The organism is Segatella sinensis, assembly GCF_040095255.1.
GTDB classification, from domain to species: domain Bacteria; phylum Bacteroidota; class Bacteroidia; order Bacteroidales; family Bacteroidaceae; genus Prevotella; species Prevotella sinensis.
On the sequence record NZ_JBBNGE010000010.1, the window covers coordinates 34,707 to 58,165 of the forward strand.

18 protein-coding genes are annotated in these 23,459 nt (G+C 48.7%); 8 read left to right on the forward strand and 10 right to left on the reverse strand.

Annotation, left to right across the window (positions count from 1 at the left end; all coding sequences use genetic code 11):
- Positions 1-12: 12 nt before the first annotated feature.
- Positions 13-1,626, reverse strand: coding sequence for a T9SS response regulator signal transducer PorX (porX, locus tag AAAT87_RS04510; RefSeq protein ID WP_349225754.1), 1,614 nt, complete (start codon positions 1,624-1,626; stop codon positions 13-15).
- Between the two features lie 330 nt (positions 1,627-1,956).
- Here porX and AAAT87_RS04515 point away from each other — a divergent pair, with 330 nt between their 5' ends.
- Together AAAT87_RS04515 and AAAT87_RS04520 are read left to right on the forward strand one after the other, a co-directional pair.
- Complete coding sequence (locus tag AAAT87_RS04515; protein ID WP_089544018.1) at positions 1,957-2,238, forward strand: LysO family transporter; 282 nt, start codon at positions 1,957-1,959, stop codon at positions 2,236-2,238.
- Positions 2,228-2,830, forward strand: a complete 603-nt coding sequence (locus tag AAAT87_RS04520; protein ID WP_295024063.1) for a LysO family transporter — start codon at positions 2,228-2,230, stop codon at positions 2,828-2,830. The genes AAAT87_RS04515 and AAAT87_RS04520 overlap by 11 nt, the downstream gene beginning before the upstream one ends.
- Positions 2,831-2,863: 33 nt before the next feature.
- Here the strand turns inward: AAAT87_RS04520 and porW are convergent, their stop codons facing one another.
- From porW to AAAT87_RS04540, 4 genes are all read right to left on the reverse strand, one after another.
- The gene (gene porW, locus AAAT87_RS04525) at positions 2,864-5,917 is read right to left on the reverse strand and encodes a type IX secretion system periplasmic lipoprotein PorW/SprE (RefSeq protein ID WP_349225755.1); all 3,054 of its coding nucleotides are present in this window, start codon (positions 5,915-5,917) and stop codon (positions 2,864-2,866) included.
- Between the two features lie 5 nt (positions 5,918-5,922).
- Positions 5,923-6,741 (reverse strand): metal ABC transporter permease, encoded by an 819-nt coding sequence (locus AAAT87_RS04530; RefSeq protein ID WP_089544015.1) that lies wholly within the window; start codon positions 6,739-6,741, stop codon positions 5,923-5,925.
- Between the two features lie 31 nt (positions 6,742-6,772).
- Positions 6,773-7,156: a hypothetical protein gene (locus tag AAAT87_RS04535; protein ID WP_349225756.1), complete on the reverse strand. Its 384-nt coding sequence runs from the start codon at positions 7,154-7,156 to the stop codon at positions 6,773-6,775.
- Positions 7,157-7,279: 123 nt separating this feature from the next.
- Positions 7,280-8,527: a 3-phosphoshikimate 1-carboxyvinyltransferase gene (locus tag AAAT87_RS04540; RefSeq protein WP_296972695.1), complete on the reverse strand. Its 1,248-nt coding sequence runs from the start codon at positions 8,525-8,527 to the stop codon at positions 7,280-7,282.
- 387 nt (positions 8,528-8,914) lie between these two features.
- On the opposite strand from AAAT87_RS04540, the gene AAAT87_RS04545 reads away from it, so the two are divergent.
- Positions 8,915-9,421, forward strand: a complete 507-nt coding sequence (locus AAAT87_RS04545) for a toxin-antitoxin system YwqK family antitoxin (protein WP_295024683.1) — start codon at positions 8,915-8,917, stop codon at positions 9,419-9,421.
- A 208-nt stretch (positions 9,422-9,629) separates the two neighbouring features.
- On the opposite strand, the gene AAAT87_RS04550 is transcribed toward AAAT87_RS04545, so the two are convergent.
- From AAAT87_RS04550 to AAAT87_RS04570, 5 genes are all read right to left on the reverse strand, one after another.
- Entirely contained in the window at positions 9,630-10,382 is a 753-nt protein-coding gene (locus AAAT87_RS04550; protein ID WP_296972682.1) for an exodeoxyribonuclease III, read from the reverse strand.
- 96 nt (positions 10,383-10,478) lie between these two features.
- Positions 10,479-11,072: a GTP cyclohydrolase I FolE gene (gene folE, locus AAAT87_RS04555; RefSeq protein ID WP_295024686.1), complete on the reverse strand. Its 594-nt coding sequence runs from the start codon at positions 11,070-11,072 to the stop codon at positions 10,479-10,481.
- A gap of 65 nt (positions 11,073-11,137) precedes the next feature.
- Complete coding sequence (locus tag AAAT87_RS04560; protein ID WP_349225757.1) at positions 11,138-11,830, reverse strand: SPOR domain-containing protein; 693 nt, start codon at positions 11,828-11,830, stop codon at positions 11,138-11,140.
- 141 nt (positions 11,831-11,971) lie between these two features.
- The gene (locus tag AAAT87_RS04565; RefSeq protein ID WP_349225758.1) at positions 11,972-14,056 is read right to left on the reverse strand and encodes a BT_3928 family protein; all 2,085 of its coding nucleotides are present in this window, start codon (positions 14,054-14,056) and stop codon (positions 11,972-11,974) included.
- Between the two features lie 52 nt (positions 14,057-14,108).
- Complete coding sequence (locus AAAT87_RS04570) at positions 14,109-14,657, reverse strand: DUF1599 domain-containing protein (protein WP_349225759.1); 549 nt, start codon at positions 14,655-14,657, stop codon at positions 14,109-14,111.
- A 193-nt stretch (positions 14,658-14,850) separates the two neighbouring features.
- On the opposite strand from AAAT87_RS04570, the gene AAAT87_RS04575 reads away from it, so the two are divergent.
- The 5 genes from AAAT87_RS04575 to lpxA all read left to right on the forward strand — a co-directional run bounded on the left by AAAT87_RS04575 (position 14,851) and on the right by lpxA (position 23,202).
- On the forward strand, positions 14,851-16,299 hold the full coding sequence (locus AAAT87_RS04575) for a CCA tRNA nucleotidyltransferase (RefSeq protein WP_153097765.1): 1,449 nt from the start codon (positions 14,851-14,853) through the stop codon (positions 16,297-16,299).
- A gap of 156 nt (positions 16,300-16,455) precedes the next feature.
- Positions 16,456-17,667, forward strand: coding sequence for an efflux RND transporter periplasmic adaptor subunit (locus tag AAAT87_RS04580; RefSeq protein WP_295024691.1), 1,212 nt, complete (start codon positions 16,456-16,458; stop codon positions 17,665-17,667).
- 33 nt (positions 17,668-17,700) lie between these two features.
- Positions 17,701-20,967, forward strand: a complete 3,267-nt coding sequence (locus AAAT87_RS04585; protein WP_349225760.1) for an efflux RND transporter permease subunit — start codon at positions 17,701-17,703, stop codon at positions 20,965-20,967.
- Between the two features lie 27 nt (positions 20,968-20,994).
- Positions 20,995-22,389: an efflux transporter outer membrane subunit gene (locus AAAT87_RS04590; RefSeq protein WP_349225761.1), complete on the forward strand. Its 1,395-nt coding sequence runs from the start codon at positions 20,995-20,997 to the stop codon at positions 22,387-22,389.
- A 30-nt stretch (positions 22,390-22,419) separates the two neighbouring features.
- Complete coding sequence (gene lpxA / locus AAAT87_RS04595; RefSeq protein ID WP_295024694.1) at positions 22,420-23,202, forward strand: acyl-ACP--UDP-N-acetylglucosamine O-acyltransferase; 783 nt, start codon at positions 22,420-22,422, stop codon at positions 23,200-23,202.
- Positions 23,203-23,459 lie beyond the last annotated feature (257 nt).

Sequence of the window (23,459 nt, forward strand, 5' to 3'; positions counted from 1 at the left end):
TAATTTTTAATTTTAATTTCTCTTTCTCGGTGTCAGTGTGATGATCGGAATGAGCATTTCCTCCATCGAGATGCCACCGTGCTGGAAGGTATCCTTGTAGTACGAAACGTAGTAATTGTAGTTGTTCGGATAGGCGAAGAAAGCGTCTCCGTAGGCAAAGACATACGATGTACTCAGGTTGGGAGCAGGCAACTGTGCCCTTTTCGGGTCCCTGATGGTGAAAACCTCCTTGGCATTGCAGGCCAGGTTCTTGCCCAGCTTGTAGCGCAGGTTGGTATTCGTGTTGCGGTCGCCGATGATCTTGATGGGCTTCGAGGCGCGGATGCTTCCGTGGTCGGTGGTGATCACCACCTTGCAGTCATCCTGCGACAGCCTTCTGAACAGTTCCGAGAGCACCGAGTGGCGCAGCCAGCTCTGCGTGATGCTGCGGTAGGCACTCTCCGTATTGGCGAGCTCGCGTACCATCTTCGATTCCGTCCGGGCATGCGAGAGCATGTCGATGAAGTTGATTACCAGCACGTTAAGGTCCTTCTCCCTGCATTCATTGTAGTGCTCCATAAACCGGTCGGCACCCTGCGAATCGTTCACCTTGTGATAGCAGAAGCTGTATCGCTTGCGGTATCTGTCGAGCATTGTCTGTATCAGCGGCTCCTCGTTCAGGTTCTTGCCCTCCTCCTCGTCTTCATCCACCCAGAGCTCCGGAAACATCTCGGCAATCCTGTTGGGCATCAGACCGCTGAAGATGGCGTTCCGGGCGTATTGCGTGGCTGTAGGCAGGATGCTCATATACATATCCTCGTCTATGTCGAACAGCTCGCCGATGTCAGCCGCCAGCATCTTCCACTGGTCGTATCTGAAGTTGTCTATCACGATGAGGAACACCTTCTCCCCCTTGTCCAGAATCGGGAAGATCCTGTTCCTGAAGACATCCGGGCTCATCATCGGGCGGTCGTCGGAAGAAGATGTATCGGCAGTCTTTCCGGCATATCCATTCTTTCCGGCATTCCCATTCCTCATCAGGTCTATCCATTCCAGATAGTTCCTGGCGATGAATTTGGCGAATCCGATGTTAGCCTCCTCCTTCTGCATGGCGAGCATCTCGGTCATCTGGCTGTCGGTATCGCTCAGTTCCAGTTCCCATTTCACGAGTCTTCTGTATATTTCCATCCAGTCGCTGCAGGTACGGCAGTCCATCATCTTCAGTGCAATCTGCTGGTAGTCCTGCTGGTATCCGCTCTGCGTCATCTCGGTCACGATATCCTTTTGGTGGATGTTCTTTTTCAGCGAGAGCAGGATTTGGCTCGGGTTGACGGGCTTGATGAGATAGTCGGCGATTTTCGACCCGATAGCCTGGTCCATGATGTTTTCCTCTTCGCTCTTGGTACACATCACAACGGGAGTAGCGGGCTGGATGTCCTTGATTTGCTGCAGGGTCTCCAGACCGCTCAGTCCAGGCATCATTTCATCGAGGAGGATGAGGTCGAAGGATTGCTGTCGGCATAGCTCGATGGCATCCGATCCATTGCTCACCGTGGCAATCTCGTAACCTTTTTTCTCCAGGAAGATGATATGTGCCTTGAGGAGCTCAATTTCATCATCGATCCATAGTAATAATCCGTTGCTCATATAGCATTATCCTTTTAGAGTATTATTTTGCAGTATCCTTTTAGGATATATTTTTATTTTTGAGGTGCTAAAGTACAAAGAATAATTGAATGACGGAAGAGAGTTGTGGTTAAAGAAACTTAATTGAAAAAAAAGGTGTGTCATAAGTTTAGATTATGGCAGCCGAAGTCGGGCTGATGGCTCTTCCGATTGGGGGCAACTGCTATAGCTTACTTACAAATATCATCAGGATTCTCGGTCTTTTTTATAATATTAAGACCGGGAATCCGTTATTATTATCGAAGATAAAAGTAATCAAAATAATAAAAAAAAAGAAGAAAAGAAGAAACAATGCTCAAGATTGTAATGATCATGCTATGCGGAATTGGTACGGGGTACCTGCTCCGCAACAAGAAAATGAGTTTTATCGGTCGTGTCATCACGGCGCTTATCTGGGTACTCCTCTTCCTGCTTGGCATCGAGGTGGGAGCGAACCCTCGTATTATCAATGGTCTTCAGACCCTGGGACTCGAAGCCATCGTGCTTACGATAGCCGGAAGTCTGGGTAGTGCAATCTTTGCGTGGGCATTGTGGAGATATGTCTGCAGAAAGGAGGCAGGAAATGAAAGGTAGTCTGATTATCGTAGGCTTCTTCGTACTGGGCATCATCGTGGGAGTGTGGGATGTGATTCCTGCCAGTTTCCTGGCGAGCGACGTGAGCTATTATGCCCTCTGTTGCCTGATGTTCTGCGTGGGTATCAGCATCGGTTGCGATACCTCTATCCTGAAGAGTTTCAGAAAGGTGAATCCCCGGCTGATGATGCTGCCGGTGATGACCATCCTGGGAACCCTTGCCGGATGCGCGGCTGCCTCCCTGATACTGGGACACCGTCAGCTCTCCGACTGTCTCGCCATCGGTTCGGGCTTCGGATACTACTCATTGTCGAGCATCTTCATCACGCAGTATCGGGGTGCCGAGCTGGGAACCATCGCCCTGCTTGCCAACATCTTCCGTGAGATTCTCACCCTGCTCTGTGCGCCCCTGCTGGCGAAGTATTTCGGCAAGCTGGCGCCTATCAGCGTGGGTGGAGCCACCACGATGGATACCACATTGCCTATCATCACCCGCTATTCGGGCGAGAGCTTCATCATCGTTTCCATCTTCCACGGCTTCTGCGTAGATTTCTCCGTACCGTTCCTGGTTACCTTCTTCTGTTCGCTCTAACGGCTTCCTTGCCGCTAGAGCTTTCTTGCTTTATCAGAATCCATTCAGCTCGATGTATTCATCATCGGCTTCAGATTCTGGGGCATTCGAGTCATCGAAGTAGATGCCGGTATCGGTATCTTCTGTAGGCTGGCTCTCGATATCGATTCCATTATCTTCAGGATTCTTCTTCTGAGAATCATTTTCTTCCTCCAGAGCATCTTCCTCCTTCTGGGAATCCTTATCCACTACGATTTCCGTTGGCTCCATCAGCAGGCGCATCTTGCTGATCTTCAGCGGTGCAAAGTGACGGGTATAGAACTTGTCATAATCATCATACGAGAGATTTCTGCCCAGAAGCTCGAGGTTCGGCTCGCTGATTACGTAGCTTCTCGCCTTGGAAATCAGACGGAGGATGCCGGCTTGCTGATGCAGCTCGTTGGCATACTGGCGCGCCTCATCGTAGTTCTGGAAACCGCTTACCTGCAGGCGATGCAACCCCTGGAGGTCTTCGATGCTGATGTCGAAATTGCGCGCCATATAGGTGGTGAAGTTATACTTGGCTACCTCGAAGAGCAGCTGGTTTTCGTTGACGGAATCTGGACTGTAGGAGAGCAGGAAGACAAAACGGTCGTTGCGGTCGGCTGAGAATCCTTTCTGCTGGGTGGAGTCCTGGGAGCTGAGCACATCGCTGCGTTTCGCCCAGACATTACTCAGGTCGAACTTTCCGCCGTAGAGTCGTCTTCCGGCATTCACGCCGTTTACGATCATTCCCGCCATCTCGCTCAACCGGCTGTTGGGATATTGCGCTATCACCTGGTTCATCTTTTCCAGACATTCGGAAACCTTGCCCTCGTTGAGCTGGGTCATACCGCTGATGAAGAGGAACTTGTCGCGGTTGGCGCCAGTAGGGAACCGCTTGTCTGATATTTCCGAGTTGTGCATCACCACCTCGTACTTGCCCTCCTTGAATGCCTGATAGGTGAGGGTGTAGATGGAATCTTCGATGTGTACCCCCATCCTCGCATTCTCCAGATAGTAAGGGTCGGAGAGGAGGGCTGTGAACTGACTTTCGGGGTAATCCTTCTTTAATTTATCGACATAACTGTTTGCCATCTGAGTTTGCTTCTTTCGGGAATAAAGCAGATACAGATGGTAATAGGCTTCGTCGAGATGCTTGAAATCCGGGTAGTTGTCCACCAGCCGGAGCAGCATCTTCTCGCTCAGAGCCAGGTTGTCGAGCCGGTCTTTGAAGATGATTCCGGCATGGTATAAGCCATCCGCCAGGAGCTGGTTGCTCGCTGACATCTGCTCTGGGGTGAACGGAATCTGAGCCAGATAATAAGCCCGTTGATGAGGGTCGAGGCTGGCGCTATCGGCAGATGTCTTGCCGGATTCTTTCTGGGATAAAGAATGGGATAGAGCGTCTTGTAATGCATCAGGCTGAAGCTTGGAATCTTGATCAGAATTCGTTCCTTGAGCGATATCCGTTTCCTGTGCCGAAGCTACAACTGTTTTGTTGATTCGCTGCCAGTTGTCGAGGTTCTTTCGCTTGCCCCAGAGTTTTTCGAAGAGCGCCTTACCCTGGCTTACGGCTACAGGGGAATAGAAATACCAGGTATTGGTGTTCCCGAATCCGTTTCCTGATGCATTCCCGAATCCGTTTCCGGAATCATTCCCGGAACCATTCCCATCCACTCCTCCTTCATATTCCGAATTCATCTCAGCACCGTCTTCCCATCTCCTTCTTTCTTCCTCTTTCTCCTTTCTTTTCAGGGCAGCTATCACACGGTCGATGGCTGCATTTCTGTCTCTCTCGTCCATTTTGGCAAGGGACTGCAGGGAATCCTGGAGGGCGATGGCATCGGTATAAGGCACCAGTTCGTCCAGCACCTTGGAGCGATGAGCCAGTTGCGGATAATCTTTTCTGTCCTGATCGAGCAAGCCGATTGCTTCGCCATAGCAGCGCTTGGCATCAGCATATCGTCCGGTTTCCCAATACAGATTGCCCAGACGCAGCAGGAGTACACCCTTCTCTATACCGTTTCGGGTAGCCTTCCGGTTGCCTTTTTCGTAGGCATAGATGGCACGCAGGGTATCTTTCTGGGCCAGGTGGATGTTGCCGATGGCATAATATACCTGGTCCTGATATTCCTTGTTATTATCCGATGCCGCCATGCGCTTGAGTCGGCTGATCATCTTCCTGCTGTTGCCCGAAGCCAAGACCTCGGTGATGGCGATGCGGGCATTAAACTCCAGTTCGTAGGGCGGATTGAGCCGGATGACGTGGCGGAAAGCCTGATAAGCCTCCTGCTGGTTGCCGATGGAAGCCTGCAACTGTCCCATCAGATACCACTGGCGGGCTTTCTGCTTGTGTCGCATCTCATGGCTTATCACCTTCCTGAGATAGGGAATCGCCTTCCGGGCATCCCCCGTGTGGATATAGTAATCGGCGAAGGCATAATCCCATTCCTTCTGGGCACGCCAGTGGATGGAATCGCGCTGGATGTTTCGGATCACATCTTCTGCATCGTAGGTCCATCCCTGCTCGATATAGCATTTGGCAAGCCAGGCGCGCGCCTTGCCGTAGATGGCAGGCTGGGTGGAGTAAAGGCGGCTCATATAGGCGAAGGTGGCAGCGGCCCCCTCGAAATCCCCCTTCTGGAATTGAGAACGGCCCATCAGCATCCACGCTTTCCATAAAAACGGATTGTATTCCCTGCGACTGAGCCATTCGATATCTTTCGCCGTCTTTTTCCTGCCGGGTTCCCATACGGGGCGGCGCTTGATGCTGTGCTGATGGATGGCTTTCTCGCATTTCTCGATGGCACGGTCGAAGTTGGCTTTGCCCAGATCGCGGCTGTTCCTGTTGCCTACGGTATAGAGCGGAATCTGCTCCGTAAAGTTGTCCCGGTTGCCTTCTTCCTTCTCCAGCGCCCCGTCGATATAAGCCACGATGCCATTATAATAGGTATTGTATCGGGCATTAAAGGCATGCCACCACCTGCTCTGCGCCGTATTCTTCTGCGTAGAGCATCCCGTAAGGATCGCTGCAATCACAGCGAGTCCTATCAGAAAAAAGTGTTTGATGGGGCTTTTGCCTTTCATGCTTTCTATTGTTTATCTGGCATCTTTCTTCTGATGCCCAGGACGATTTTGGCGAGTGCGAATACCACGATGCTGATGAAGATGATGGTGGCACCCGATGGCACGTTGAGCAGATAACTGATGTAGAGACCGGCGATGCAGTCTATCCATCCCAGGATGATGCTTGCCCATATCATCTGCCTGTAATTATAGGTGAAGAGGTTGGCGGTCATCTGCGGAATGGTGAGCAGGCTGATGGCGAGCACGATGCCCACCATTTTCAGTGTAGCCACGATGGTCATGGCGATGAGCGTCATCATCAGGTATTCGATGGCTGTAACCGGCAGATGCTGCGAACGGGCGAAGGTACTGTCGAATGCGATGTTCTGGATAGGGCGCAGGAGAAAGGTGAAGAGGAGGGCTACGATGAGGGCAAGACCGCCCAGCAGCCACAGGTCTGCGCTGTCGATGGCAAGGATGCTTCCGAAGAGGAAGGAGGGCAGGTCGGGCATGAATCCTGGAGTCAGGAAGCAGCAGATGATGCCCACGCTCATTCCCAGGGTCCAGAACATGGCGATGGCGGAATCCTTTCGCACATCTTTCTTGCGTGATATCCATTGCACTCCGAAGGCGCTGAGTATGGCGAAAACCATGGCGGAGAGTATCGGATTGATTCCTGTAAACACGCCGATGCCGATGCCTCCGAAAGAGGCATGGGTGATGCCGCCGCTGATGAATACCAATCGGCGGGTAACGATGTAGGTTCCGATAAACCCGCACAGGATGCTTGCCAGAAAGGCGCCTATCAGTGCGTTTTGGAAAAATGTATATTGTAGTATATCCATGCGTTTACTTTGAGCTTTGAACTGCAAATTTCTAGCTTAAAAAGCCGATGACTTCATCCTTCAGTTGGTTGGGCAGGTTGATGCCTCTCAGTATCAGGCTTCTGTTCCATCCAGCCACTTCTTCCGGCTGCATGGTATAGAGCACTTCCGAAAATTTCTCAACCTCCTCATCGGTATAGGCATCGGCATCCCGACCGGCAAAGCGGTCGAGATCCTCATCATCGTAATATTCTATTTCTTTGGTGGCGGCTTCCATCATGCACTCCTGCTCGCACTTCGAGTTCTCACCGTTGCAGGTGTTGCACGATACGCCTTCCTGCAGAGGCTCCTCGTCCTCTCCCCTGCGGTGAGATACGATTCCGAATATGGCGCTTATCAGGCCTAATGCCACCAGGGCTAAAATCAAGTATAGCATTTACTTTGAACTTTGAACTTTGAACTTTGAACTTTGAACTTTGAACTTTGAACATGAACTTTAAGCTTTGAACTTTATGATTAGCAAAGGCTGTTGAATTCTTCACGCTTCATTCTTCACTCTTCATTCTTCACTCTCAATAATTTCAAACCCTACTTTCTTCAGGTCTTCCCAATAATGAGGATAGGATTTGCTCACTACCTCCGGATTATTGATCTCAATCTGAGGGAACTTGAAGGCGAGAGGGGCGAATGCCATCGCCATACGATGATCCTCGTAGGTATCGATTGGAGCAAATGAAGGATCGCAGGTTTCGCCATCCCAATACAGAGTGTTGTCGTTTTCATCGTGGATGACATAGCCCACCTTCTTCAACTCTGTCTTCAGAGCCTCGATGCGGTCGGTCTCCTTGATCTTCAAGCTGGCAAGACCCGTGAACCTGAACTTCACACCCAAGGCACAGCAGGCTACCACGATGGTCTGAGCCAAATCTGGAGAACCGGAGAAATCGTATTTGAATTTCGGCAGCAGACAGCGGTTCGCCTTCAGCATAACATCCGTAAGATGATCATGGTTCTCGAATTCGCTCTTCACTCCCAGCAGACTGAAGATGTATTTAACCACGGAATCTCCCTGCTTCGAGCAGTCCATCAAGCCTTCGAGCTGGATTCTGGAGTCGATGTTGCCATTCAGTGCCATCATCTCATACCAGTAGGAAGAAGCACTCCAGTCGTTCTCTATCATATAAGATGTCTCCTTGTAAGGCTGTGGCTTCACGGTGATGGTGTCCATATCCGTCCAGTCGGCATCGGCACCATATTCTTTCATCGTCCAGAGCGTAAGGTCGATGTAAGGGCGGGATGCAATCTCTCCTGTCAACTTCAGTTCCAGTCCGTTCTTTAGAATCGGACCGATCATCAGAAGCGCCGAGATGTATTGCGAACTGATATTGCCCACTACCTCCAGGTGGCCGCCTTCCAGCGCCTTGCCTCGGATGTGGAGTGGGGGATAACCTTCCTTCTTCTCGTAGGTGATGTCGGCGCCCAGATAGCGCAGGGCATCTACAAGGATGCCGATAGGACGGTTCTGCATGCGCTCGGTGCCGGTGATGGTATGTTCGCCAGGGGTGGCAGAGAGATAGGCGGTCATGAAACGCATGGCTGTGCCGGCTGCCTTGATGTTGATGACCTCTGGCATATTCTGAAGGGCTGCAACGATTACTTCCGTGTCATCGCAGTCGCTCAAGTTGTCGGGTTGGATATGGCTTCCAGCCATCGCACTGATTACGAGCGCTCGGTTGCTGATACTCTTAGATGCTGGCAAGTTGATACTTGCGTTCAGTTGGCTTGGTGCCTTGATGGTATATTTTATCATACGCGTACCTTATATTAAATATATTTTAGTGCAAAAGTACAAAATAAAAAGTATATACGCTAGTTTTCTTGCGAAAAGTTTTCAAAATATCTCAAAAAAAAGCATGGGCTGCCGTGCTCTGTTTCTATCACTTGCTGTCAATATGTAAACGGGATAGGGGTGTTATGGGGGTATATTGAAATATGCCTATTTCAAAGTGTAAAAAACGACCCCCTAAAATGTCAGATTGTAATTTTGTGTGCGTTTTCTTTCAAAAAGTAAAACCGACCCCAAAAATAAGATAAAATAGCGTTAAGGAATGATACAACTTACCGGAATTTGTAGTATCTTTGCATCAGAAAAAAGAAACAACAAGCAATAAGTAACAATCTAAAAATAAAGAATATGAAACGAATTATATTATTCTCATTGATGGCTCTCATGACCGTAGCTACTTTCGGTCGCAAGCGCATAGAGAATGCAACAGTAGTAGCAGACACTATTTTCTATGCAGAAAATATGAGTAATGTGGCTAGTGCAGATCAGGCTAGTTATTACAGATTGCTGATGACTACCGGCGCTGGCATCAATAAGAAGGATGTGTTCCAGGACTTCTATATGAACGGTAATCTTCGTGCCGAGGGTGGATACAGCTTCATCGATCTCGGTAACGACCGCAATACGATCTTCAATGGTGAGGTTACCACTTACTACAAGAATGGTAAGGAGAAGTGGCACGGAAAGTATGTTAACGGCAAGCGTGAGGGATACTTCACTCTCCAGCTCCGTGAAGGTGGTGTGGCTGTTGTTCAGTTCAAGAATGGTAAGTCTATCCACAATTACTTCATGATAACATACAAGGATGGTACCACTGAGAAGAGAAATCTCTCTGAGATTCAGTCTTTGATGTAGAAGATTTCTAGAATAGAAGATCACTAGAATAGAAAATCTCTCTTAAATTAATAGAAAAATCTCTCTTATATAAATTAAAATTTTATGTTGATATGACCAATATGGGGATGGCTTCCGGGAGGAAGGTACATCCCCTTTATTTTTCTCTGATATATGCATAACTGAAAAAAGGTCTGGCGATGATATTCGCCAGACCTTTTTACAATATTTAGAGTGCCAGGTCAACCTCTACCGGGCAGTGGTCGCTGCCCATGATGTCGGTATGAATCTTGGCTTCTGTAATCTGTTCTCTCAAGCGGTCGGATACCAGGAAGTAGTCGATACGCCAGCCGGCATTCTTCTCGCGTGCCTTGAATCGGTATGACCACCACGAATAGGTAACCTCTTCGGGATGCAGATAGCGGAAGGTATCTGTAAAGCCGTCGTTCAGAAGCTCGGTCATCTTATCGCGCTCCTCGTCGGTAAAACCGGCATTGCGACGGTTGGTCTTCGGATTCTTGATATCTATCTCCTGATGTGCCACGTTCAGGTCGCCGCAGACCACCACAGCCTTTTTGGCATCCAAAGCCTTCAGGAACTTGTGGAAATCATCTTCCCAGGTCATACGGTAATCCAGTCGTTTCAACTCGGTCTGGGAGTTCGGGGTATAGCAGGTTACGAGATAGAAGTTGTCATACTCCAGGGTGATGACTCTTCCTTCGTGGTCGTGCTCCTCCACGCCCATACCGTAGCTTACGCTCAGTGGCTGGTGGCGGGTATAGATGGCTGTGCCCGAATATCCCTTCTTCTCGGCATAGTTCCAGTAGCTTTCGTAGCCCTCGAACTTCAGGTCGAGCTGACCTTCCTGCATCTTGGTCTCCTGCAGGCAGAAGAAGTCGGCATCGAGCGCCTTGAACTGGCTCTCGAAGTCCTTGCCCACGCAAGCACGCAGGCCATTCACGTTCCAGGATATAAACTTCATTGTTTTTGATAATGTTGAATGTTGAATGTTGAATGTTGAATGATGAGTTGATATGGCATATGCCTAATTCAACATTCAACATTCAACATTAAAAAATTAAATTCTCTTGCTCTCACCTCTGAGCAGGCTCATAAACTCCTGACGGGTGTTCAGTGAATTGAATACGCCGCTGTAATCGCTGGTAGTAGTGATGGAGTTCTGCTTCTCCACGCCACGCATCTGCATGCACATGTGCTTAGCTTCTATCACCACCATCACACCCTGAGGATTCAAGGTCTCCTGGATGCAGTCCTTGATCTGCTGGGTAAGGCGCTCCTGCACCTGAAGGCGGTGGCTGAAGATATCTACCACGCGGGCAATCTTGCTCAGTCCGGTAATCTTGCCGTTAGGGATGTAAGCCACGTGTACCTTGCCATAGAAAGGCAGCATGTGATGCTCGCAGAGAGAGAAGAAATCAATGTCCTTCACAATGACCATCTGGTCGTATTTCTCCTCAAAGAGGGCATCGGTCAACACCTTGTGGGCATCCTGATAGTAGCCGCGGGTCAATACCTGCATCGCCTTGGCTACGCGCATAGGAGTCTTGACAAGTCCTTCGCGCTCTGTGTTTTCACCCAGGAGCTTCAATACTTCCTTATAGTGTCCTGCGAGTTCATCCAATCCCTCGCGAAATTCTGTTTCTGGATTCATATCTTATTTACTTTGAATTTTGAACTTTATGAATAGTAAGACTGTTGAATTCTTCACTCTTCACTTTAATACTGTACTGTAATCTGTCCCTTTACCAGGCATGCCTGTCTGTATCCCAGGGCTTTCACCTTGGCTAGCACCTTCTTAGCCTCGCCCAGTTCGCGGAAGTTGCCCATGCGGCAAATCCATCTTGGCGAGTAGAAGTGCACATATACAGGCTGGTCTGGGAACTTCATCTTGATGTTGTTGCCCGTCTGTTCAGCCTTCAGTCGGTCGTTGCGTGAGTTTCCTCCGGCAAAGATCTGTACTCTATATCCTGTAACCTTATAGCTTCTGCGCATTACCTTCTTGCGCATGTCCACTACAGGCATCTCGGTTTCTTCCTGATGTGTCTCAGCCTTCTGTGCATTGTTTCCATGCTGTTTCTCCTTGGCAGCTTCGTGCTGTGGCTCGTTCTTCTTGAGTGAGTCTGGTCTCTGTTTGTGCTGGGTAGCTGGAGTTACTTCTTTATGCTGAGTATCTGTTGGTTTCTTCTGTGGTTGTGGGGTAGTCTTAGTCTTATCGTCCTGTGGATTCACCTGATTCGTATGGGTTGGAACCTGTTTTCCGTTCACCAATTCGTCGATAGCCTTGCTTTGGTGTACGGTCACGACACCCTGTCCTGGATTCTTCTGCTTGAGATAATCCAAGTAAGTCTGCGCATTCATCTGGATAGATGAGCAGAGGATGAAAATCAATAATGTGACGAATTGTTTCATGACTATACCTTATTTAATATATATATATACCTTTTATTAATATATAATGTGTCAGCAATCTGTTTCTGTTATCCTATAAAGATAGGGAAAGGGATGCCCCCAGGAAAGAAGGCATCCCCTTTGGTAAATATTCTTGTGAGATTACTTCTTCCAAGCGTCGATGATACCCTTGAAATCAGCAGCCTTCAAAGAAGCACCACCGATCAAACCACCGTCGATGTTTGGCTTAGCGAAGAGCTCAGGAGCGTTGCTAGCCTTGCAGCTACCACCGTAGAGGATTGATGTCTCCTCAGCAGCCTCGTTGCCATACTTCTCAGCTACGATAGAGCGGATGTATGCCAACATCTCCTCTGCCTGATCAGATGTAGCGGTCTTACCTGTACCGATAGCCCAGATTGGCTCGTAAGCGAGGATGATGTTCTTCCAAGCCTCTGCGCTCAAGTGGAATACTGAACCTTCCAACTCAGCCTTAACAACCTCGTTCTGCTTCTCAGCCTCACGCTCCTCGAGAGTCTCACCGCAGCAGAAGATAACCTTCAAACCGTTAGCCAAAGCCAACTCTACCTTCTCCTTCAGGATCTCTGCAGTCTCGCCATAGTACTGACGACGCTCTGAGTGACCGAGGATAACGTACTGAGCACCTGTGCTCTTTACCATCTCAGCTGAAACCTCACCTGTGAAAGCACCCTTAGCCTTGTCAGCGCAGTTCTCAGCACCGAGACCTACTACCTTTGAATCCAAAACCTGAGCTACAGAAGCCAAGTGGATGAATGGAGTACAGATGATTACGTCACAGTTTGGCTTGTCAGCTACCAATGCCTCGTTGATCTCCTTAGCGAGAGCAACACCGTCCTGCAGGTTCATGTTCATTTTCCAGTTACCTGCTACAATTTTCTTTCTCATTTTTCTTTTCTTTTTAAAAGTTGATAATATTCTGTTTGAATTCTCTTTCTTTCTGATCCAGGCACCCCATGCCCAAAGCCGGTCGGCGATGGTAAGGAGTACCAGCGGGATGACAAACCAGGAGATGATGCCGGCTATCTTCTTGGCGGCACTTACTTCCGGCATCTTGCCGATTTCAGTCTTCTCCAGCGGCTTGCCTGCCAGGTCTGCCATCTTAGGCAGGTCGTTGTGGCTCCATTTCCGGATGATGGTGCCGTCTTTCAGCAGCAGCAGTCCCGGGTTGCTGCGTATCACGGTCTTCAGCGTCGTCTCGTCTGTGATATAGAAGGGATATTCTGCTCCCGTGATGTCTTGCCAGTGCCTGATGGCTTTCTCCGTACTTGCCGTGAGGCAGAGGAAGGGATAGTCATGGTCGGTGGCATACTCGTATATCTCATCGATGCTTCCGAAGTTGCTGTCATCGGCAAAGTCGAGATGTGGCGAGATAAGCAGGAAGGTGTATCCCTTGCGGTGAATCACTTCCTGGGTGATGTCTTCGCCCGTCTTCATATCTTCTATGCTGAAGTCGTGGATAGGAGGCACGTAGCCTTCTTCGGTCTGCACCGTCTTGCTGTCGATGAAGGTCCAGGTAGAATCGGGATAGTTGTCTATAGTAAACTCCTTCCGTTCTCCGTTCTTCTCCAGGATGAAGGTGGTGTCAAACTTCGGCTGTTTGGCTCCCTTCGGAATCTCCATACCCTTGGCTATGTTGGCGCCGATGTGATAAGGGCGGAAGTCGAACTGCGGCAGATACCACAGGCTCCAGGTGCTCATCACGATGGAGAAGAGGAAGGTGTAGTTGATTACCACCCACTGTGTCTGTCTCGAAATGAGTCTCGGCATCTCCAGCGGCTTTCTCCAGAGCAGGACGGCGAATATCAGGAGAATGATGTTCTTGATGAATGTCTCCATATTGGTGAGCACTACGGCATCACCGAAGCATCCGCAATCCTTTACTGGGGCTGCGATGACGATCCAGAGTGTAATCAGCGTCATCACTATCATCACGGCAAGGGTAATCTTGCTCGTCAGTCTCCGTCGGATGGCGAAGAGAAGGAAGATACCGATGGCAAACTCAGCAGTGGCAAGCAATACCGACATCACCAGAGTGCTCCAGTCGGGAAACATCCAGTCGATATGCAGCGCTTCCAGATAGTCGGTTATTTTGTATTGCGTGCCCAGTGGATCCATTCCCTTCACGAATCCTGAGAAGATGAAGGTTACAGCCACGAGCAGTCGCCCGATATTCACCGCTGTTTTTGTTATAATCTGCTTTGCTGTCATATCAATGTCCTCTTTTACCTGATAGAATGAACCTTCTTATTAATGAGCCTTCTTACTTTTCTCCCATTTTGATGGCACCGAAAACTGCGTAGTTGATGATGTCCATATAGTTGGCATCAATGCCTTCTGATACGAGAGTGGCTCCTGCGATATCCTCGATTTCCTTTACTCGCTGTATCTTGGTGAGAATAAAGTCGGTATAGCTGCTCACTCGCATCGATCGCCAGGCCTCGTCGTAGTCGTGATTCTTCTTGAGCATCAGTTCCAGGGCTTCCTGGGCATGCTTGTCGTAGAGCTTCATCGCCTCATCCGGTGTCATATCTACTTCATCCACGAATGGCTTTTCCAGCTGGATGAGTCCTACGATACCATAATTAATAAGCGCGATAAACTCCGGACGGATGCCTTCGCCTACGAGTGATTCTTTCTTGATTTCAAGCGAGCGGATGCGCTTCGCCTTGATATAGAGTTGGTCGGTTAAGGAAGATGGGCGCAAGATTCTCCAAGAGGCTCCATAATCGTGAAGCTTCTTCTCAAATAATGCCCTGCATTCTCCCATAACAACTTTAAACTGCTGTTCTGTTTTCAATAAATCTGCCATAATAATTTCGAAATTCGGTGCAAATATACACATTTATTGTGAAATAGCCAAATAATTATTTTGTATTTTACATTATTTGCAGTAACTTTAGACAAGTTACGCTGCATCTCAACAATAAAAATAAAAAAAAGTGCTTTTTTATTTTGTATTGTCTTCGATTTGCAGTAACTTTGCACCCCGAAATTAAATGAGTATGAGAAATTTGACCAATGCCGAACTGGCGCAAATACTAGATAAGGATATTTTTCACGAGATTTCAGAGGCGGCGGATGCGCTGTCTGTGGAATGCTATGTAGTAGGTGGATATGTGCGCGACCTCTTCCTGGAGCGCCCTTCCAATGACATCGATGTCGTGGTGGTGGGGAGCGGAATTGAGGTGGCTTCTGCCCTCAAGAAGAAGCTGGGCAAGAAGGCACATCTTTCGGTGTTCCGAAATTTCGGAACCGCACAGGTTAAGTATAAGGATACAGAAGTAGAGTTCGTGGGAGCACGAAAGGAGAGTTACAACCGTGATTCGCGCAAGCCGATTGTAGAGGATGGAACCCTGGAGGATGACCAGAACCGTCGCGACTTCACCATCAATGCTATGGCGGTCTGCCTGAACAAGGACCGTTTTGGCGAACTCGTCGATCCGTTTGATGGTGTCTATGACCTGGAGGATGGCATCATTGCCACTCCGCTCGATCCGGATATCACCTTTTCTGACGACCCGCTCCGTATGATGAGATGTGTACGTTTTGCTACCCAGCTCAATTTCCAGATAGAAGATGAGACTTATGCCGCTCTCTCGCGCAATGCCGAACGGCTGAAGATTATCAGTGGCGAGCGTATCTGCGACGAGATGAACAAGATTATGCTCTCCAAGCATCCCAGCAGCGGCTTCTATTATCTGAAGGATACCGGACTGCTCGATCTCATCCTGCCGGAACTGGTGGCAATGGATAAGGTAGAGACCCGCAACGGAAAAGCCCACAAGAACAATTACGACCATACGATGGAGGTTTTGGAGAATGTGTGCAAGCACAGCGATAACCTCTGGCTCCGCTGGGCTGCCCTCTTCCATGATATAGGAAAGCCGAGGAGCAAGCGATGGGACAACAACATCGGATGGACTTTCTACAGCCATAACATTATCGGTGCCAAGATGATTCCTAACATCTTCCGCCGTATGAAACTGCCGATGGATGCCAAGATGAAGTATGTGCAGAAACTGGTGGAGCTCCACATGCGTCCGATTGTGATAGCGGATGAAGAGGTGACTGATAGCGCCGTGCGCCGACTGCTGAATGATGCGGGTGATGACATCAACGACCTGATGACGCTTTGCGAGGCTGATATCACCAGCAAGAACCAGGTGCGCAAGCAGCGATTCCTGGATAACTTCAAGATGGTGCGCGAGAAGCTGGTTGATCTTCAGGATCGTGACTACAAGCGACTGCTCCAGCCATGCATCGACGGCAATGAAATCATGGAGATGTTCCAGCTCAAACCATGCCGCGAAGTAGGCGTACTGAAGCAGTATCTCAAGGATGCCGTGCTGGACAACAAGGTGGCTAACGAGCGCGAGCCGCTGATGGAACTTCTGATGAAGAAAGCCCAGGATATGGGGCTGAATATGGCAGAAAACTTAAACAGAGAATAATTTTTGTTAAATAACGGCTCCCTGCGAGCCGTTATTCGTTTATTATTCGTAATTTTGCACCGCTTTTTAAAACTAAAAGCATTGTTTCAGTTTCCGCCAGAGGGCGGTATATATAAAAGGTATGACATAAAATAATAAATTATAATATAAATAGGTATGAAAATTAAAAACGTTTTGTTTGTTGCAGCAGTTTGTGTTCTTGCTGCTTTGACATCATGTGGTGGAAGTAAGAAGGGTGGTTTACCAGACTTCGGCGATGATGAGTTTGCCGTGGCTACCATCGGCACTTCCAGCGCCGCATTGCAGACTACCTATCCTGCTACCATCAAGGGTATTCAGGATGTAGAGGTACGTCCTAAGGTTTCTGGCTTCATTACAAAGGTTTTTGTACATGAGGGTCAGACTGTTTCAGCAGGTCAGGCTTTGTTCTCTATCGATAGCGAGACTTATCAGGCTGCTGTCCGTTCAGCTGCTGCCGCTGTCAATACAGCCAAGGCTCAGGCTAACACGGCAAAGTTGACTTACCAGAACAATAAGAAGTTGTATGATAGCAAGATTATCGGTGAATATGAACTTTCTACAGCAGCTAACGGCTATGCAACCGCTAAGGCTCAGGTAGCTCAGGCAGAGGCTGCTCTGGCTTCAGCCCGCGAGCAGTTGTCTTGGTGTACCGTTACCAGCCCTTCTGCAGGTGTTGTAGGTAGCCTTCCTTTCAAGGTGGGTGCTTTGGTTAGCGCTTCTGGCCAGGCTTTGACTACCGTTTCCAATATCAGCACCATGGAGGTATTCTTCTCACTCTCTGAGTCTCAGATCTTGAGCATGTCTAAGACCAATGGTAGTGTTCAGGCAGCCATTGCTGCGTTCCCAGCTGTTAAGTTGCAGTTGGCAGACGGTTCTATCTATAATCACCCAGGTAAGGTAGTCAAGATGAGTGGTGTCATCGATGCTACTTCCGGTTCTATCTCTCTCATCGCTCACTTCGCTAACCCAGAGAAGTTGCTGAAGAGTGGTGGTGCAGGTTCTATCGTGGTTCCTAACGATCATAACAGTGCTATCGTCATCCCTCAGGAGGCTTGCTCTCAGGTGCAGGATAAGATCTTCGTTTACATCGTAACCAAGGATAACAAGGTGAAGTATTCTGAGATCAAGGTAAATCCACAGGATGACGGCAAGAACTATATTGTAACTTCTGGTCTCCATGTAGGCGACCGCATCGTATTGAAGGGTATCACCAAGTTGACCGATGGCCAGCAGATCAAGCCTATCACTCTGGAGCGTTACAATCAGAAGATTGCTGAGGCTGCCAAGTTGGCTGAGTCTCAGGATAACGCTCATGCCTTCGCTACTGCTATGGGCGGAAAGAAGTAATATATAATAAGGTATAAAGAAAAATAGTAAATTATGTCATTTACAAACTTTATAAAGCGCCCGGTACTTTCGACGGTGGTTTCCATCTTCTTCGTCTTGCTGGGTATTATCGGCTTGGTATCGCTGCCTATTGAGCAGTATCCGAATATCGCGCCGCCTACCATCACGGTAACTGCTACCTATACGGGTGCAGATGCCCAGACGGTGTTGAACTCTGTCGTTGCTCCGCTGGAGGAGAGTATCAACGGTGTGGAGAACATGACTTATATGACCTCTTCTGCGTCTAACTCTGGTTTTGCTCAGATCACCGTTTACTTCAAGCAGGGTTCTGACCCTGATATGGCTGCGGTTAACGTACAGAACCGTGTGTCTCAGGCGCAGTCTCTGTTGCCTGCCGAGGTTACCAGGGTGGGTGTCACCGTAACCAAGCGTCAGAGTTCCAACGTCATCATGTTCGCTCTGACTACAGACGATGGCCGTTACGACGACCAGTTTGTTACCAACTATGCCCTGATCAACGTCATTCCTCAGCTGAAGCGTATCAATGGTGTGGGTGATGTGCAGAGCCCTTCTACCCGTAACTACTCTATGCGTATCTGGTTGAAGCCAGAGAAGATGAAGGAGTTTGGACTGGTTCCTTCTGATGTTTCTCAGGCTTTGGCAGAGCAGAATATCGAGGCTGCCCCTGGTAGCTTTGGTGAGAGTTCTGATATGCAGTATGAATATACTTTGCGTTACAAGGGTCGTTTGAAGACTCCATTGGAGTATGAGAATATCCTCATCAAGAGCAATACTTCCGGTCAGACGCTCCGTCTGGGCGAAGTTGCCAAGATTGAGTTGGGTGGTTTGCAGTATAACGTAAACCTGCTCAATGATGGTCAGCCTGCCGTGATGGGTATGGTTCAGCAGATTGCGGGTTCCAACGCTACCCAGATTGCCAGCGACGTAAAGAAGACGTTGGATGAACTGGAGAAGAGTTATCCTCCTGGGTTGAAGAATGTCATCCTGATGGATGTTACCGAATTCTTGTTCGCATCTATCGAGGAGGTTATCTTCACCTTGATCATCACCCTGGTACTGGTGTTCATCGTAGTGTATGTCTTCTTGCAGGACTTCCGTTCTACGCTGATTCCTATGATTGCGGTACCTGTGGCTTTGATCGGTACGTTCCTCTTCCTCTGGATTTTCGGATTCTCCATCAACCTGCTTACGCTGTCAGCCCTGCTGCTGGCGATTGCGATTGTGGTCGATGATGCCATCGTGGTGGTCGAGGCGGTTCACGCCAAGCTCGACCAGGGTTACAAGAGTGCCCTTACTGCATCTATCGATGCGATGAACGAAATTTCCAGCGCCATCATCTCTATTACATTGGTGATGTCTGCCGTGTTCGTTCCTGTATCATTCATCGGTGGTACTTCCGGTTACTTCTACCGTGAGTTCGGTGTAACCATGGCTGTATCTATCGTTATTTCGGCTATCAACGCGTTGACTTTGTCTCCTGCGCTCTGTGCCGTATTGCTGAAGCCACACGAGGAGGGTCACGAGAAGAAGATGTCTTTCGTGGATCGTTTCCACGCAGGATTCAACTATCAGTTTGAGAAGATTACCAATAAGTATAAAGGTGGTGTCAAGTGGGTTATCAATCATGGCATCATCGCTGGTAGCCTCGTGGCTGTCAGCATCGTAGGTCTGGTTGCCCTGATGGGTACTACCAAGACGGGTCTGGTGCCTGATGAGGATACCGGTACTATCTTCGCTTGTATCTCTACAGCTCCTGGTACTTCTCAGGAACGTACAGCAGAGGTGGTTAAGCAGGTAGATAAGATGCTGGCTAACAACCCAGCCATCGCAACCCGTAACGCCATCATGGGTTATAGCTTTATCGGCGGTGCCGGTTCTAACCAGGGTACCATCATCGTGAAGCTGAAGCCATTCGAAGAACGTCCGGGTGGATTCTTCCACCGTATCAAGGAGGCTTGTACGGGTGGCGGTATTGAGGCATTGTTTGTCAACCCTATGGAATACACTTCTGTGTTGGGTATGATCTACAAGCAGACTGCTGCCATCAAGGATGCACAGGTTCTTGCCTTCGCTCCACCTATGATTTCCGGTTTCTCTATGCAGAATGGTATTACCATGACCATGCAGGATAAGACCGGTGGTGACTTGAATAAGTTCTTTGATAATGTGAAGAAGTTCCTGGCTGAGTTGAACAAGCGTCCTGAGATTCAGACCGCCCAGACTCAGTACAACCCTAACTACCCACAATATATGGTAGATGTAGATGTTGCCAAGACCAAGCAGGCTGGTATCTCTCCATCTTCAGTATTGTCTGTCATGCAGGGTTACCTCGGTGGTCTCTACGCATCTAACTTCAATGCCTACGGTAAGCTCTACCGTGTGATGATTCAGGCTGGTCCTGAGAGTCGTATGCGTCCAGACGATCTGAGCAAGATTTACGTTCGTTGTGCTGATGGCACCATGTCTCCTGTAAGCGAGTTCGTGAACTTGAAGAAGATTTATGGTCCTGCTAACATCACCCGATTCAACCTGTTTACCTCTATGGATGTTTCTGTAACTCCTAACAGCGGTTACTCTACCGGTGACGGTATGAAGGCGATTGCTGAGGTTGCCAAGGAGACATTGCCAGAGGGTTACGGCTATGAGTACTCTGGTTTGACCCGTTCTGAGGCTGAATCAAGCAACTCTACAGGTTTGATCTTCGCACTCTGTATCGTATTCGTTTACCTCATCTTGAGTGCCCAGTACGAGAGTTACATCTTGCCTCTGTCAGTAGTATTGTCTATCCCATTCGGTTTGGCTGGTGCGTTCATCTTCACCAACCTCTTCGGTCACTCTAACGATATCTATATGCAGATTTCGTTGATTATGTTGATCGGTCTGTTGGCAAAGAATGCCATCCTTATCGTACAGTTCGCCCTCGAGCGTCGTCGTACGGGTATGGCTATCAAGTACTCAGCTATCCTGGGTGCCGGTGCCCGTCTCCGTCCTATCCTGATGACCTCTCTGGCGATGGTTATCGGTCTGTTGCCTCTGATGTTCGCATCAGGTGTAGGTAAGAATGGTAACCAGACTTTGGGTGCTGCCGCCGTAGGTGGTATGTTGATCGGTACTATCTGTCAGATCTTCGTGGTTCCTGCTCTCTTCGCAGTCTTTGAGTGGTTGCAGGAGAAGTTGACCCCAATGAAGTTCGAGGATGAGTTGAACGAGGAGGTAGCTGCCGAGTTGGAGCAGTATGCCAACGCAGCTCATCAGAAGAAGGGTATCGAGAAGAAGTAATAACGCAATGTAACTTCAAAGGAAACAATGAAAAAGAATTTAAATATCATCATATTGGGTCTCGCAGCGCTCTCTCTGAGCAGCTGCAAGACTCTCTACGGAAAGTATGAGCGTCCGGATGTGAAGACCAGCGGTATCGTTCGCGATGTAGCTTCTGATACAGATACTTTGGCTGTAAAGGATACTACTACCTTCGCCAATATCCCTTGGCGCAGTGTCTTTACCGACCCTCAGCTTCAGTCGCTCATCGAGAAGGGATTGAACAACAATGTCAACCTCCTCAATGCGGCTTTGAACGTGAAGATAGCAGAAGAGCAGCTGAAGTGTGCTAAGTTGGCATTCCTGCCTGCCTTGTCTTTCACTCCTCAGGGAACCATCGCTTCCTGGGATGGTCAGGCTGCCACCAAGACTTACACGATGCCTGTTACTGCCAGCTGGATGGTAGACCTCTTCGGCAATCTGCTATCTCAGAAGCGCAGTGCCCAGATGGCGCTGCTCCAGTTGCAGGATTATCAGGTATCTGTCAAGACCAACCTCATCGCCAACATCGCCAACATGTATTATACTCTGTTGATGCTCGACAAGCAGGTGGAGTTGGTTAACAATATGGAAGGATTGACCAAGGATACTTGGGAGACTATGAAGGTGCTGAAGGATACCAAGATTGGTTATCGAGGAACTTCCGTGCAGGCTGCCGAGAGCAACTACTATGCAGTGTTGACTCAGAAGACTGACCTGATGCGTCAGATTCGTGAGACAGAGAACTCCCTGAGTCTTCTCATCGGTGACCAGGCTCATTCTATTGCCCGTGGCAAGTTGGAGAATCAGAGTCTTCCTACAACATTCTCTACCGGTGTAGGCATCCAGTTGCTCAACAACCGTGCCGATGTTCACGCAGCCGAGATGAATCTGGCTCAGTGCTTCTATGGCATTGAGACTGCCCGCAGCAAGTTCTATCCATCTATCACCATTTCTGGTACAGGTGCATTCACCAATTCTGCTGGTGCAGGCATCGTGAATCCAGGCAAGTGGTTGCTTTCTGCTGTTGGTTCATTGGTTCAGCCTATCTTCCAGAATGGTAGAATCATTGCCGGATTGAAGGTGGCTAAGATGCAGTATGAGCAGGCTTACAACACCTGGCAGAACACCGTGCTGAAGGCAGGTAGCGAGGTGAGCAATGCCCTCGTGCTCTACAACTATTCTGACGAAAAGGGTAAGGTCGAGGCTAAGCGCATCGCCGTACTCGAGAAGAATGTAGAGGATACACGTAAGTTGATGTCAGAGGCTGGCGGTTCTTATCTGGAGGTAATCCAGGCGCAGTCTTCTCTGCTCAACGTACAGCTCTCAAAGGTAGCTGATGACTTCTACAAGATGCAGGCAGTAGTTAATCTCTACTATGCATTGGGTGGAGGAGCTAAGTAATTTATAGTTAATAATTAATAGTTTATAGTTATGGCTAGTATAATAAGTCCAAAGGCAGAGGTTTCTCCAAAGGCTAAGATTGGAGACAACTGCAAGATCTATCCATTCGCCTATATCGAGGACGATGTGGTCATCGGCGACAACTGTATCATCTATCCCTTCGTGAGCATCATGAACGGTACTCGCATGGGTAATAACAATAAGGTGTTCCAGGCAGCCGTTATCGCTGCCCTCCCACAGGATTTCAACTTTACCGGTGAGGAGAGTGAGGTAGTGATTGGCGACAACAATACCATCCGTGAGAACGTGGTTATCAACCGTGGTACACACAAGGGTGGCAAGACCGTTCTGGGCAACAACAACTTCCTGATGGAAGGTGCCCATATCTCTCACGATACCGTAATCGGCAATGGTTGCGTATTCGGTTATGGTACCAAGATTGCAGGCGACTGCGTGATTGGTAACGGTGTCATCTACTCAACATCCGTAGTAGAGAATGCCAAGACTAGAGTAGGCGACTTGGCGATGATTCAGGCTGGTACCACCTTCTCTAAGGATATTCCTCCTTATATCATTGCCGGTGGAAAGCCTGTGAAGTATGCAGGTCCTAACACCATCATCATGGAAGCAGCCGAGGTTACCGAGAAGGTTCGCAAGCACATTGCGAATGCCTACCGACTGGTATTCCATGGTCAGACATCCCTCTTCGATGCCATCAACCAGATCAAGGATCAGGTGCCAGATGGACCGGAGATTCAGAACATCATCCAGTTTCTGGAGAGTTCCCAGAAGGGTGTCATCACTAAGATGTAGTTTTGATTGGAAGGGTTTAATCCCTTCGTTTACTATTATGTTTAGTTAAAATTCAAGTCATACCTATTTGAATTTTACTCAGTATCTTGAAAGGGCTGGCCGTGAGGTCAGCCCTTTTTATGTGTGTATGGTATGAAATCTCCGTTCATAAGTTTTGAACGCACATTCAGTACTTTTGAATGTATGTTCAGTACTTTTGAACGGAGATTCAAAACTTGTGAACGAAGATTTCTATTAGGCTTATCAACAAATTCTAT